The following is a 13685-nucleotide window of genomic DNA, read 5'->3' as shown; positions in this document are numbered from 1 at the left end:
ATTAACTTTATTAATACAAATTTAACATTGGCGTAACATGAAGTGCTGGCTCGTTCTTTTCCTGATTCCCTTTGTGGCGTTCAGCCAGGGGCAGGAGAATGTTCAGTCGGCCCGTCTTTCCTATTACTTCACGCTCTATAGCCAGGTAGACGGCCCTGCCGCCAACACCGACAAAGTGCTGGCCTTTGCCGCGAAACTCGATCACAAACGCGCCTCCTTCAAAAAAGAGAAAGACTTTCTGCGCTACCTGTTCACAAAAACACATCAGCAGTTTTTAAAGACCTATTCGCAATACGCTTCTTTCGGGCAGCTCGACAAACGCCAATACAATTGCCTTTCGGGAACGGCCCTCTATGCATTGCTGCTGGATCATTTCAACGTGCCCTACAAAATTATCGAAACCAACTATCACATTTTCCTGCTGGCCACAACGGCCAACGGCGATGTGCTGTTCGAAGCAACGGACCCCCTACATGGTTTTATCGACGATCCCGTGACGTTAAGCAACCGGTTAAGACTTTACAAAGAAAACAAGCTTCAGCCGGTGGCGTCCACAAAGACCTACTATCAATACAAAGTGAATTTGTATAACGAAGTGAACCTCGATGAAATGCTGGGGTTGTTGTATTACAATATGTCGATCGTTGACTATAACAGTCAACAGCTCCCGATGGCCATTCAGCACTTGGCTAAAGCGCTCGACTTATATTCGTCGCCGCGCATCGAAGAGCTTTCACACATCCTGATGTTGTCGGTGCAAGAAAGCAACCTCGACACCTCCGTGAAAGAAAAATGCCTCCGCAGCATTTATTCGCTGCGGAAGAAACAACTTTCCATGACGGCCAGCGCAAACTAGCCGCTGCCTTTCCAGTTTAAATTAGTTTTCGAGAATGCGAAGTTCCACCCGGCGATTGAGGCGGTGGGCCTCCGGAGTGTTGTCGCGCGAAAGCGGCATGGTGCCACCAAACGCTTTGGTTTTGATTCGTTGTTTGGAAACGTCTTTCGACACGAGGTATGACTTCACCGCGTCAACCCGCATCTGCGACAGCTTCAGGTTTTCTTTCGGGTCGCCCTGGTAGTCGGTGTGGCCTTCCAATTGAATCACCATCTTTTTGTTTTCGCGCATCATGTCGAGCACGGCCTCCAGTTCGGAGTGCGACTCGGGGCTGATGCGTGCCTTGCCCACCTGAAAGATGAGGTTGTCGAGCCGAATAACTTTTCCCACTTCGGGCGCCACGGGTGCTCCGGTGGTGAGCTCTATGTTTTTGATTACTTTTTTGCTGCCGCGTGCTTCGGCGGGATCAAGCATATACTTGGCCACCGAAAAGCCCGGCGCCTCCACGATGATGGAATATTTTTCGCCATCGAACATGGGGAATGAATAGGCGTTGTTGTTGAGCACACCCACCTTGTTGCCATAGGGCAAACTCTGGTAGGTGATGCGCGCCATGACGGGTTCTTTCGTTGCGGCATTCAAAATTTGTCCTTCGGCAACCACCAGGCTGTCCTGGCTTTGGCTGAACGAAATTGTGGTGATGAAGAAAAGCGGGAGAACCAGCTTAAAAAATTTTCTTCCCATATGGTTTTTAAAAGATTAGAGTTTCAAAATCTTAAACTCAACCCTACGGTTTTTCTTTCTGCCCTCCACTGTGTCGTTCGATTCGGTAGGTTTGGTTTCGCCAAAGAACAGCGCTTTCATGCGTTCTGCGGGCACACCTTTGTCATTAAAATATTTCATCACCGACTTGGCGCGTCGTTCAGACAGGCCCAGGTTGTATTGCTCCGGTCCGGCGGTGTCGGTGTGACCTGAAATTTCGATTTCCAGGGTATTTTTCTCTTTCATCATCGTCACGATGCGATCCAGTTCGGGGAACGATTCGGGTTTCAACGTGGCCTTGTCGAAATCGAAGAACACGTTGTTGAGTGTGATCGTCACGTTTTCGCCAATGGTGGCCACCTGGATGGGATCGAGGTTAAAGTTTTTGTCGATGGTCTTGTCGGCCTTCACATCGCGCGTGTCGAGGTTCTGGCTTTCCGACAATTTGCCGTCTGCTTCTGCTCTCAGGCCATAGAGATGACCGGCAGGCAGCCTGATTTCGTATTCGCCGGTTTCAGGATTGGATTGTGCGATGCCCACGCCTTTGCCTTCGGGCAAACGTTCGTAGATGATCTTGGCACCCAAAGGTTGACCTGTTGTTTTGTCGATAATCTTTCCGCGCACGGTGATCCAGGGCTCAGGATTTTTGATGATGGGCAGTTTCACCCGGAAGATGTCGGTGTTGGTTTCGCTCACGCCACGTGAGTAGTAGGCAAATTCGCTCGACGCCGGAATGTTGAAGAACAAGTCTTCGAGCGGCGAGTTGATTTCGGGTCCAAGGTTTTCGGGATCCGACCATTTTGTCCAGGTGTCGTCGAGGCGTTTGGTAACATAGATGTCGCTTCCGCCATAGCCGCTAAAGCCGTTGGATGAGAAATAGAGTGTCTTGTCGTCGGAGGCAAGGAAGGGTGCAGTTTCTTCGCCAGCGGTGTTCAGCACGTCGCCCAGGTTGAGGGGTTCGGTCCAGGTGCTGTCGCTTTTCATGAACGACACATAGAGGTCGCGGTCGCCTTGTGAGTCTTCGCGTTCAACCGACATGAGCAGGGTCTGGCGATTGTCTGTGAGGAAGTAGTTTGCCTTTTCGTTGTAGTTATAGTCGTTGGCAATTTCGAGTGCTTTGGGTTTTGACCAAACGCCGTTCACGTTAGAGCTGATGGACACGCCGGCCAGCATCTTGCCGTTGTTGAGGTATTTGTTTCCCAAAAGCATGATGGCCGATTTGCCATCGGGTGTCACCGAGCGGATGGTATTCACGAAGTTGGGACCGGAGTTGTTGAATTCGCGACCCATGTTTTGAGCCAGTTGCCAATGTCCGGCCGAATCCAATTGAGAATACCAGATGTCTTCCTTGTCGTTCACACCGCCCACGTTTTCGGGGTGGTTGCGGCGGCTGAAGTAGAGTGTCTTGCCATCGGGCGACAAGAGCGGGTTCAATTCGCTGTATTCGCTGTTCACGTTTTTGTCGAGGGCTTCGATGAGAATGCCCGACGCGAGCAGCTGCATGGTGGGAATGTCGGCGATGATGGGATAGTTGGAATCCGAGATGGCTACGGCATCAATGCTATAGTAGTCGGGCACAGCGGCACCGTCGAACTCTATTTTAACAGCAGCCACCTTATAGGGTGTGGGTTCCATGAACACGTTGAGCATGCGGCCTTTCAGGGGCACGGCCATGGGATTGAGGGTGTTCACGACATATTCCTTACCTGCTTCATCGTAGGCCAGCACGCGGTAGATGGCGCTGGGGTTGTGCGACTCGGCAATGGCAATCTGACGAATGCTGATGGGGTTATCGAAACCAAGCTTCAGAAATTCTTTGCGCTTGGGTTTGTCTGGCGCCCAGGCGTTGGGGCTTTGCCCGCCGGCCGGAAGCACGTTGGGTTTGCCTAAGGCTTGTTTGGCTGAATATTGAACCGGGGTCAGTTCAGACGAAAACTCGATAACTTTCGATGCCCATTGAACCACTTGGGCTTTTGATAAGAGGGTAAATCCTGTTAACAAAAAGAGGGAAAGTAGAAAACGCTTCATGCACTTCGTCAGGTTAGAAATCTAGTTTTAAACTTAGTTAAAAAAATCAACTTTCGGCCGAAAACAGTACATCAAAAAGGAAACAAAATACTTAAGGTCAGTCGTTGACGATCCTAACCCTGCACTAACCCTTCATTCCTCCGTTATTCCAGGGAGTGTTTGTTAAACAACAGGAAGCCGACGTGCAATAATATACCCAACTGGTTTTCCCTGTCATCATAATAATTGACACTGAGGCTGAGGGGTCCGATGGGTGAGTGAAACACAAGCCCGGCCGTGCCCGCGAAGAAAAACGTGTTAAGGTCTTCTGAGTTCACCGCCTCCTGGTTGGCATTCTCCTGAAGATAGTCCAACGGTTTGAACAGGTATCCCTCCACCCGGAAGTCGAGCTTGTTGCGCAGGGTGAACACATTGCGTATGCCCCCGGCCAGGTAGTTGAACGACCGGAAGTTCTGGAGCAGCAACGTGCGGCTGTCCTGCATGGGCATGAAGGCCGGCGCGTTGATGATGGTGCCCGTGTAGTTCTGGAACGGTGGCTGATTGGAAAACACCACTTCCGTGAGATAGCCCAGTTTATACCAACCCAGGTTAAAGTACTGTTCGGCCGTGGCCCTCGCCCTGAACCAGGAGTGATGCACCGATGCCGGTGAAGTGCGCACCGAGGTGTTGCCCGGCGCGAACTTCTCGCGCACCGAAAAATATTCGCCCGAAAAAGCAAACGACCTTCCTGCCGACGCATACTGTCGCCGGTTCAACGTGTTGGTTGAAAGGCTGAGGCCCGCCTTGTATCCGCGCAGGCGAAGCTCGTCAAGCTGATCGGTGCTGATGAACACATCGCCATTGATATAGCGGTCGATGTTGCTGATGCCTTCGATGCTGAAAATGCCCTTGAACGAATTTTTGACCGGCACCCCAACGCGCACCCCATATTTACGGTTGATCCTTCGCAGAATGGTGGGCAGCGACACCGACCGCAGCAAGTCGTCGTTGTTCAGGTAGTCCCAGGAATCGAATGATACCATGGGCTCAAGGTAGAACTGATACGGAAAGTCCATCCTCAATTTCAGGATGGCCGACTTATAATAATTGCCCGTCTGAAAGTCGGCTGAGTAGTGGGTGAGGATTTTGTTGAAGTAATAATAGTTGAGTCCGAGAAACACGTTGCTGATGTCGCGGGTGGCAATGACGCCGCCAAAGCCCACCTGAAAATTCTGCTGTGGGCGGCGTGTCAGTTGCAGGTTAAAATTCCGTTGCTCGTGGTTGTAGAGGATGCTGGGGTAGGTGTTGGTGAAATAGTCTTCCGACACCAGCTTGAAGTAGCCGCTTTTGATCTGGCTGAATTGAAACTTGCCCTGATTTTTACGGTTGCGGAAAATGGTGCGTATATAGCCCCGTTGGTTCGAGCTGTAGCCTTTGAACAAAATGGCGTCGAAGGCCATGGGCACATTTTGATCGTTGAAACGATTGCGTCGCGTCATCACGTCGTCGCAGGCAACGCGCGCGGCCACCTTCTGTTTGATCTCGTCCATTTGCCGCATCGTTTGCACATAGCCGCTGTCGATCAAACTTTTTACGCGGGCAAAATCGAACGAGGTGAAACCTTTCAGGTTCGGCTGGATGTACACACCGCTGCTGGGGATGCGGGCCGGATCGGACTTGTCGAGCAGCAGATACAATAAGGAGTGGGAGATCAGTTTTTCGTCCTGGTCGTAGGGATATTCATCAAAGATTTTTCCCGACACGTTCACGCCCAGAATCACATCGGGGTTAAAGTCGCGTTGGGCAACGTCGACAGGAAAGTTATTATAGACGCCGCCGTCGAAGAGGTATTTGCCGTCGACGCGAATGGGATTATAGAAGAATGGAACCGTTTGCGTGGCGCGGAGTGCATCGCTGAGCGAGCCTTTTGAAAGCACCACTTCGTTTTGTGTGAAAATGTCGGCAGCCACCACGCGGAAGGGCACAAACAAACTGTCGAAGTTGCTGTTGGAGATGGCCGAGGCCTGCGCCATTTTTTCGGCCAGCACAAAATTCAGCGACACGTCGTTGGCGATGCTGGAGTTGAGCTGAAAATTGAAGGTGGAATCGAGCGCGAGATTGACCTTCAGAAACTGTGGCGTTTCGTCGGGACGGTGGTAGTAGTAGTTGTAGCCGGTTTCGGGAAGGCCGTTGATCCATCGCAGAAAGTGCTCCGACAACACCATGTCTTCGATCTGCCCCGGACTCATGCCAGCCACATAGCAACCGCCAATGATGCCACCCATGCTGGTGCCGACTACGTAGTCGATGGGAATTTCATTTTCCTCCAGCGCTTTCAGCACACCCACGTGTGCCAATCCTTTTGCCGCACCTCCACTGAGCACAAGGCCCACTTTTTGGGCATTGGCAAAAGCCGTTATGAATATGAAAACTATCGGGAGCGCACGCCGCATGCTGTTGTGATCTCGGATGATTCTTAAGCAAAAAAGCTAAGAAAAAGCGGATGATCTATCAACGCAGCGTTAAATAAAAAAATATATCAGAGCGATGCGATGGGATCTTGCTTCTGTTCGGGGAATGGAATGGCTTCCAGCTTGCGAACCAGCTTTTCTTTCAGCGCATTGAATTCGGCCTCGTGATCTTTTTTCACGGGTTCCGACGGCGGAAGCTCCACACGCAAGGCGTCTACCTGCACACCATTTCTCCAGAAGCGGTAGCAAAGGTGCGGGCCGGTGGCCAGGCCGGTGCTGCCTACGTAGCCAATGGTTTGGCCCTGGCGAATGTGCATGCCTGCACGGATGCCGTCGGCAATGCGCGACATGTGAAGGTACTGTGTGGTATACGTACCGTTGTGACGTACTTTCACATAGTTGCCGTTGTTGGATTTGTATTGTGCTTCTTCCACCACGCCATCGCCCACGGTGCGGATGGGTGTGCCCACAGGTGCCGCAAAGTCGGTGCCCAGGTGAGCCTTCCAACGTTTTTGCACGGGATGAAAACGGCTCATGGTGTAGCGCGAGCTGATGCGCGTGAATTCGATGGGGTATTTCAACAAGGCTTTGCGTGTGCTTTTGCCTTCGTCGTCAAAATAGTCGATGCCTTCGCCCTGATCGAACGGAACGGCATAATAAGGATGGCCGAAGTGTTCGAAGTAGATGCCGTTGATTTGTTTGATGCCTACCGACACGCCTTCTACCTGTGCTTCTTCATAGATGAGTTTGAACTTGTCGCCTTTCTGCAAACGCTGGAAGTCTACCTGCCAGCCAAAGATGTCGACAAACTTGTTGGTGAGTTCGTGCGAGATGCCCAGTTCTTCAATAGTTTCGGAGAGGTTGGAGCGAATTTCGCCAGCAATGCTTTTCTCCAGAATCACCACGTCGCGTTTGCAAACGTCAACCCAGAGGGTATCTTCAAAACGGAACACGATATAGTCGATGGAGTTGGGTTCGTATACCAGCACTTTGGCGGTCTTTAACGAATCCGTCTGATTGCAGAGCAGTGTGTATTTTTTGTTGGGAGCAATCTTGCGAACGTCGAACACGTTGCGCGAAAGCTGTGATATCTGATGGATGATGCTGGCAGGCACATTATAGGCCGTGAGGATGTCGCCGAGACGCTCGTTGCGTTTGATCTTGTCTTCGATCACCGTGTAGTTGTCCACCACCATGCCATAGAGCACGCTGGGGGCTTTTGCCACCACCACCTTCGCTGTGTCGAGCGAGGCTTCGGTTTGCATCAGTGTGGGGAGATAATATCGGTTTGTGAGCACTACCGCTACCGTGAGGACAGCGACGAGAATAAATCCTAACCAGCGTTTTTGCATGAGGGTCTTTGGGTTTTTAGCCTTGCGGCAGTTAAAAAATAGAGTGGCAAAGATACGAAGTTTAAAAAATTGGCCTAGGCCATGTAAGAAACCACTTGCTTTTCAAATATAACCCATTGTTTCAGAATTCAAAACCCCTCACAACCCGAAGCGGCGCTTCCAGGCGGTGAGGGGTCATGACAGGGCATGAACGTCCTGCTTTCCCGGAACGCGACAACCCCTATTTCGAGGCCGACGCGGCGAATTTCTTCTTGGCGCTGTCGAGAAACTTCACGAAGCTGGCCACATTCTTGTCGTAGCCGTAGGGCGCCACCAGCACTTTTTCGTCGTTGCCCTCCAGGATATAGAACGGCTGGGCGTTGTTGTTCAGGTTAGCAATCTGCAGGTCGGCGTTTTGCTTGCCGATGGTCTTTTTCACTTTCTTGTCGTAGGCCGACGTGTACCATTCCGACTCCGGAAGCTCCGTTTTGTCGTCCACATACAGGGCCACGATCACAAAGTCGTTCTGCAAACGTTTCAGCACCTCGGGATCAGACCACACCACGGCTTCCATTTCGCGGCAGTTGGTGCAGCCGTGGCCGGTGAAGTCTATAAAGAGTGGTTTGTTTTGCTGACGCGCGCAGGCCAGCGCCTGATCGTAGTCAAAATAACCCTGAAGGCCGTGGGGCAGGTGCAGGAATTCGGAATACTTCGGTTCTTCACAAATCTGGTTTGCCGTTTCGTTTTTGGAAACCAGGTCAAAGTCGTGCGTATAGAGTGGCGGTAAATAGCCGGCCAGCGATTTCAACGGCGCACCCCACATGCCGGGGATGAGGTAGACCAGGAACGTGAACGCCACCATGGCCAGCACTAGCCGGGGCACACCCACGCGTTTGTCTTCGGCGTCTTTGCCCGTGTCGCCGGGAAGGCGGAAGGCTTTCATCAAATAGAGACCCATCAGGGCCACGGTTACAATCCAGATGGCAATGTTGATTTCACGATCGAGAATTCGCCAGTGAAACGCCTGGTCGGCGATGCTGAGGAATTTGAAGGCGAGGGCTATTTCGATAAAACCCAGGATCACTTTCACCGAGTTGAGCCAGCCGCCCGATTTGGGGAGCGAGTTCATCCAGCCCGGAAAGAACGCGAACAACGTGAAGGGTATGGCAAACGCGAGCGAAAAGCCTACCATGCCGACAATCGGTTTCAGAAATTCTCCTCCGGCCGACGACACCAGGATGCTGCCCACCAATGGACCGGTGCACGAAAAAGAAACCAGCACCAGTGTGAAGGCCATAAAGAAGATGCCGATCCAGCCACCCTTCTCCGATTGCTGATCCATTTTGTTGATGAATGTGCCCGGCAGGGTGATCTCGAACAAGCCCAAAAAAGAAAGTCCGAACACGATGAACACGGCAAAGAAAATGAGGTTGGGTAGCCACTCCGTAGAGAGGTGGTTGGCTGTTTCGGGTCCCATGAGCGGGGCCACGGCCGTGCCAATGAGCGTATAGATGATGATGATGGAAAGGCCATAGATGAGTGCCTGCGATTTGGTGCGACCCGGACCCGTGAAGAAGCTCACCGTCATGGGCATCATCGGGAAAACACAGGGTGTGAGCAGCGCGAAGAGGCCGGCCACAAAAGAGAGTATAAAAAAGCCGAGGTAGGAATTCTGGCTGGGGTCTTCTTTGCTCAGCGTAGGATCGAGCTGCGGACCTTTGTTTTCGCCATAGGTTTTTGCGGGTGTGGTGGTTGCAACGGCTGGGGCAGACGCAGAATCGATTTTTTTTTCTTTTTTAATGGCAGGCGCCGCCGGAAGCGTCGTCTCTATTTTTGTGGTTTGCTGAGGGGCTTGCTTTTCACTGTCGTTTTTTTTTTCGCCGGTAACTTTAAAAGGACCGACGCTCAGGTCGCCGCTGAAGAGCACGCATTTCCCTTCCACTTCCGAACACACTTGCCCTTCGTAGGCACCCACAATCTTCACATCCGGCGAAAGGATTTTTATTTTCTGACGAAACTCACCTGTGCCGATAAAGATGCGCACATCACAATCAAAAATCTTGTCGTGTTTAGGTTTGTCTTCTACGGCCCGGAGGTTTCCCACCAGGCTAAAGCTGGGATGTTTTTCCAGGGTCACCGCCAGGGGGATTGGCCCACATTCGCCGTCAAAATCAACGGAATAGATATACCAGTTTTTGTCGATCGTGGCTTTGAAAACCAGCTCAATTTCGTCGCCCACGGCTACGGGCTTTGCCGGTGTTTCCACACTGAGCTTTGCCGGCTGAAGGATCTGAGCCTGTGCGGCTATCGAAAGGAGAACTACTGTGCAAATGAATGAGAACCGCTTCAACATGATCATGGAATTTTTCGGAATGCTAAAATAACGCTTGCCTGCTTAAAAAAGTTGATGGCCCGTGCAGAAAGGTAAGGCCGGCGACAAACTACACGTCTATTTCGATTTGACGTTTCATGATGTCTTCCAGTGTTTCGCGTTCGCGGATCAGCTTGGCCTGGCCGTTGATGACCATGACTTCGGCCGGACGCGGGCGCGAATTGTAGTTCGACGACATGGAAAAACCGTAGGCTCCTGCGTTTTTCAACGCCAGGATATCGCCTTCGCGCACTTCGCTCAGTTTCCGGTCGGCACCAAACGTGTCGGTTTCGCAGATATAGCCCACCACGGTATACACCTTTTCGGGAGCAGCCGGGTTCGACACGTTCACAATGTGGTGATAGGCTTCATACATCATGGGGCGTATAAGGTGATTCAGGCCCGAATTCACCCCCACAAACGTGACCGTGGGTGTGGCCTTCACCACGTTGGCTTGCACCAGCAGGGTTCCCGATTCGCTCACGATATATTTTCCCGGTTCCACCCACAGCTCCAGCTTGCGGCCGTAGTGCTGGCAGAATTCGTTAAATATTTTAGTGAGCTGCGCGCCCACATCGTTCACGTTGGTCACCTTGTCGCCTTCTTTATAGGCCACTTTGAAACCGCTTCCAAAGTCGATGAACTTCAGGTCGGGAAAATCATTGGCCACGCTAAACAACACATCGGCCATTTTCAGAAACACGTCGGTTTCGGTGATCTCCGAACCGGTGTGCACATGCAGGCCACGGATTTTCACATCGTGGGTCTTCACAATGTCTTTGATGAGGTCGATCTGTTGCACCGAGATGCCAAACTTGGAGTTGCTGTGGCCGGTGGATATTTTCAGGTTGCCGCCCGCCATGATGTGCGGGTTGAGGCGGATGCCACAGGGGTAGGTGTTCTTATATTTCTCGCCAAACTTTTGCAACACCGACAGGTTGTCGAGGTTGATGCCGAGGCCGAGGCTAACGCCTTCCACAATCTCGCTGAAGTCGACCCCGCTGGGAGTGAACACGATTTCGGTGGGGGTGAACCCGGCTTTCAGGGCAATGTGCGCTTCCTGGAGCGACACCACTTCGATGCCCGCACCGTTCTTGCGGATGAGTTTGAGAATGGAAATGTTGGTGAGGGCCTTGGCCGCATACTTCACGTTTACGTCGGCACCCGAAAATGCATTCTTCAGATTTTTGATCTGCTGGCCGATTTTGTCGGCATCATAAACATAGAGGGGAGTGCCGAATTGTTTCGCGATGTCGAGCGCGGGAATTCCTTGAATGGAATACGTTCCGTTTAACAGGTCCATGGTAAAATTAAAAGTGTCAAATATAACGGCACACACCCTTATATTCTGCCTTCGCCTTATTTAATTTGCCCTATGCAATTATTTTTTCGCGAATACGGCGAGGGTTCGCCGCTCATCATCCTCCACGGCCTGTTTGGCTCCAGCGACAACTGGCTGACCCAGGCCAAACTTTTGTCGCCCAGTTATAAAGTCTACACCGTGGACCTTCGCGACCATGGCCAGTCGCCCCACAGCGACGCGTTTAATTATCCCAGCATGGTGGCGGACCTGGCGGAATTTATCGACGCGCAAAACATTAAGAACCCGGTCATCCTTGGTCACTCCATGGGCGGCAAGGTGGCCATGAATTTTGCGCTTACACATCCCGACAAACTGGACAAGCTCATTGTGGTAGACATATCCCCCCGGCGCTACGACCTGGAGCACTATGTGATCGTGAAAGGTCTTAACGCCATCCCCATTGGCACGCTTGCCTCGCGCAACGAAGCCGACACGCTGCTGTCGGAATATGTTCCTGAACCCGATGTTCGCCAGTTCCTCCTGAAAAATCTGCAACGAAAAGCGGAAGGCGGATTCACGTGGAAAATAAACCTGCCCCTCATCAGCGAACAGCTCAGCAACATTGGCGTTGACCTGCACGTGCAGGGCACGTTCGAGAAACCCACGCTTTTCATTCGCGGTCGTTTTTCGAAATACATTCCCGATTCGGATTGGGAAAAGATCACCAGCGTTTTCCCCAACGCGCGTCTCGAAACGATGGAGACCGGCCATTGGGTGCAAGCCGAAAAACCCCAGGAGTTTGTGGACGTGGTGACACGCTGGCTCAACGCATAAAAACACACAGAACATGGAACGCAAGAAACTGCATAAAGACGGTCCCGAATTTTCACGCATTGTGGTGGGCGCATGGCGTTGGAACATCGACACCGAAACGGTGGAAAAACTCATTCACACTTCGCTCGACGCCGGCATGACCACGTTTGACCATGCCGACATTTATGGCGACCATGGCAACGAAGAAATTTTCGGACGTGTGCTGAAGAACAACCCGTCGCTGCGACAGCGCATGGAGCTGGTGACCAAGTGCGGCATCAAGTTTCCTTCGGCACACCGGCCCGAGTCGTGGGTGAAACACTACAACACCTCGAAGGCGCACATTGTGTGGTCGGCCGAGAATTCGTTGAAGATGCTGGGCACCGACCGGGTGGATTTGCTTTTGATTCACCGACCCGATCCGTTGCTGAATCCGGAAGAAGTGGCGGAAGCCTTTTCGCAGCTTCGGCAGAACGGCAAGGTGTTGCACTTTGGTGTGTCAAACTTCACGCCCACACAATTCGAAATGCTGCAGAGCTATTTGCCGTTTCCGTTGGTGACGAACCAACTCGAAATCTCTATCACACACCACGCGCCTCTGTTCGATGGTAACGTTGATGTGCTCATGAAACATCGCGTGGCGCCTATGGCGTGGTCGCCGCTGGGTGGCGGGAAACTGGTGAGCGAAACGCCGCACGGTTTGTTTGCCAAGGGCCCGCACTATCAGGCCACCGACGCTCAGCTTTCGCTCGCGTGGTTGCTCCGACATCCATCGTCTATCTTCCCCGTGATCGGTACCACCAAGCCGGAGCGCGTCATTGAAAGCGGCAAGGCCGTAGACATTCGTCTTGATCTTCAGGATTGGTTCGAGATGTTGAAAGTTGTGCAGGGGCGAGAGATGCCGTAGGGTGAGTGTAAATTTTTCAGAAATCTTTTTTTATTTCTTTCGTTGCACTTATGGCGCGAAGTCATGCGAATTCTCGCGATGGCATTTCGCTTGGCTGAAATTTCTGGAAGTTCGATGCACGTTGGTGCCTTCGGGAAGGAGGCGATGTTACTTTTTGTGTTCTGATATTTCTTAATTTCATGGTATGACCAGCCCTCTGAAGCATATTTCCAACCCTCGCGAAGTTTTCGACAATCTTCCGGAAGGCACGTTGGCAGAATTGATCGATAACGTTTTGTTTATGTCTCCTTCACCGATTTATGGCCATCAGGAAGTTCTTCTCAACCTCGCATCGGAGTTGAGAGATTTGTTCAAACAGAACGGGCAAGGAAAAGTCGCCATCGCGCCATTCGACATTCATTTAGATGAACGGAATATCGTGCAACCTGATGTGGTGATCATTCTCGACACGAATCTGTCGCAGCTAAAAGAAGATGAACATTTCTATGGCACACCCGACTTCCTGATTGAAATTCTATCGCCTTTCAACAGAAGTCACGACGTTGTTCGAAAGAAAAAACTCTATCAACAATTTGGGGTGAAGGAATACTGGATCATCGATCCAAAAACCAGACGTGCACAGGGGTTTTCGTTGCAGGGTGCCACCTACGTTCTTGTTCAGGACGAGCCTGGCCGGATCAAATCGCCTTTGTTAAACACAAAAATCGAATTCTGATGCCCGGGCCACGCAAACGTGGCTGCTACCGCTCCCTTTCCAACCCGGCATTCTCCGCCACTGCACTGTTGCCTGGTATTTTTTCTAATTAGTTCCTCCTTTTACTTTTTGTTTACCTATTTTATTTTTTAGTTGTACTGCAACAATAAGGCGTTCATTTTTGTATTCTC

The 13685-nt window shown here is 51.6% G+C and carries 10 protein-coding genes; 4 read left to right on the top strand and 6 right to left on the bottom strand.

The window, feature by feature from the left end; genetic code table 11:
* The first annotated feature begins 37 nt into the window (after positions 1 to 37).
* Positions 38 to 856, top strand: coding sequence for a hypothetical protein (locus JI741_RS12000; RefSeq protein ID WP_202009607.1), 819 nt, complete (start codon positions 38 to 40; stop codon positions 854 to 856).
* A gap of 21 nt (positions 857 to 877) precedes the next feature.
* On the opposite strand, the gene JI741_RS11995 is transcribed toward JI741_RS12000, so the two are convergent.
* From JI741_RS11995 to lysA, 6 genes are all read right to left on the bottom strand, one after another.
* On the bottom strand, positions 878 to 1579 hold the full coding sequence (locus JI741_RS11995) for an OmpA family protein (RefSeq protein ID WP_202009605.1): 702 nt from the start codon (positions 1577 to 1579) through the stop codon (positions 878 to 880).
* Between the two features lie 15 nt (positions 1580 to 1594).
* Positions 1595 to 3625 (bottom strand): OmpA family protein, encoded by a 2031-nt coding sequence (locus JI741_RS11990; protein ID WP_202009602.1) that lies wholly within the window; start codon positions 3623 to 3625, stop codon positions 1595 to 1597.
* Between the two features lie 143 nt (positions 3626 to 3768).
* The gene (locus JI741_RS11985; RefSeq protein ID WP_202009600.1) at positions 3769 to 6057 is read right to left on the bottom strand and encodes a patatin-like phospholipase family protein; all 2289 of its coding nucleotides are present in this window, start codon (positions 6055 to 6057) and stop codon (positions 3769 to 3771) included.
* Between the two features lie 86 nt (positions 6058 to 6143).
* Positions 6144 to 7427 (bottom strand): M23 family metallopeptidase, encoded by a 1284-nt coding sequence (locus tag JI741_RS11980; protein WP_202009598.1) that lies wholly within the window; start codon positions 7425 to 7427, stop codon positions 6144 to 6146.
* Positions 7428 to 7647: 220 nt separating this feature from the next.
* On the bottom strand, positions 7648 to 9759 hold the full coding sequence (locus tag JI741_RS11975; RefSeq protein ID WP_202009596.1) for a protein-disulfide reductase DsbD family protein: 2112 nt from the start codon (positions 9757 to 9759) through the stop codon (positions 7648 to 7650).
* Positions 9760 to 9847: 88 nt separating this feature from the next.
* The gene (gene lysA, locus JI741_RS11970) at positions 9848 to 11080 is read right to left on the bottom strand and encodes a diaminopimelate decarboxylase (RefSeq protein ID WP_202009594.1); all 1233 of its coding nucleotides are present in this window, start codon (positions 11078 to 11080) and stop codon (positions 9848 to 9850) included.
* A gap of 72 nt (positions 11081 to 11152) precedes the next feature.
* Here lysA and JI741_RS11965 point away from each other — a divergent pair, with 72 nt between their 5' ends.
* The 3 genes from JI741_RS11965 to JI741_RS11955 all read left to right on the top strand — a co-directional run bounded on the left by JI741_RS11965 (position 11153) and on the right by JI741_RS11955 (position 13515).
* On the top strand, positions 11153 to 11914 hold the full coding sequence (locus JI741_RS11965; protein ID WP_202009592.1) for an alpha/beta fold hydrolase: 762 nt from the start codon (positions 11153 to 11155) through the stop codon (positions 11912 to 11914).
* Positions 11915 to 11927: 13 nt separating this feature from the next.
* Positions 11928 to 12800 carry an aldo/keto reductase gene (locus JI741_RS11960; RefSeq protein ID WP_202009590.1) on the top strand — a complete coding sequence of 291 codons (873 nt, stop codon included), beginning with the start codon at positions 11928 to 11930 and terminating at the stop codon, positions 12798 to 12800.
* Between the two features lie 184 nt (positions 12801 to 12984).
* On the top strand, positions 12985 to 13515 hold the full coding sequence (locus tag JI741_RS11955; RefSeq protein ID WP_202009588.1) for a Uma2 family endonuclease: 531 nt from the start codon (positions 12985 to 12987) through the stop codon (positions 13513 to 13515).
* Positions 13516 to 13685: the final 170 nt, after the last annotated feature.

The sequence above is a fragment of the Chryseolinea lacunae genome (assembly GCF_016735595.1).
GTDB classification, from domain to species: domain Bacteria; phylum Bacteroidota; class Bacteroidia; order Cytophagales; family Cyclobacteriaceae; genus Chryseolinea; species Chryseolinea lacunae.
Note: the sequence above shows the minus strand (reverse complement) of the source record. Positions and strands in the feature narration are given on the sequence as shown.

Bases quoted from the DNA above. Each gene is read 5' to 3' on its own strand.
- JI741_RS12000 (WP_202009607.1), top strand. From the start codon at position 38: ATGAAGTGCTGGCTCGTTCTTTTCCTGATTCCCTTTGTGGCGTTCAGC.
- JI741_RS11960 (WP_202009590.1), top strand. From the start codon at position 11,928: ATGGAACGCAAGAAACTGCATAAAGACGGTCCCGAATTTTCACGCATT.
- JI741_RS11995 (WP_202009605.1), bottom strand. From the start codon at position 1,579: ATGGGAAGAAAATTTTTTAAGCTGGTTCTCCCGCTTTTCTTCATCACC.
- JI741_RS11985 (WP_202009600.1), bottom strand. From the start codon at position 6,057: ATGCGGCGTGCGCTCCCGATAGTTTTCATATTCATAACGGCTTTTGCC.
- JI741_RS11990 (WP_202009602.1), bottom strand. From the start codon at position 3,625: ATGAAGCGTTTTCTACTTTCCCTCTTTTTGTTAACAGGATTTACCCTC.
- JI741_RS11975 (WP_202009596.1), bottom strand. From the start codon at position 9,759: ATGTTGAAGCGGTTCTCATTCATTTGCACAGTAGTTCTCCTTTCGATA.
- JI741_RS11965 (WP_202009592.1), top strand. From the start codon at position 11,153: ATGCAATTATTTTTTCGCGAATACGGCGAGGGTTCGCCGCTCATCATC.
- JI741_RS11955 (WP_202009588.1), top strand. From the start codon at position 12,985: ATGACCAGCCCTCTGAAGCATATTTCCAACCCTCGCGAAGTTTTCGAC.
- lysA (WP_202009594.1), bottom strand. From the start codon at position 11,080: ATGGACCTGTTAAACGGAACGTATTCCATTCAAGGAATTCCCGCGCTC.
- JI741_RS11980 (WP_202009598.1), bottom strand. From the start codon at position 7,427: ATGCAAAAACGCTGGTTAGGATTTATTCTCGTCGCTGTCCTCACGGTA.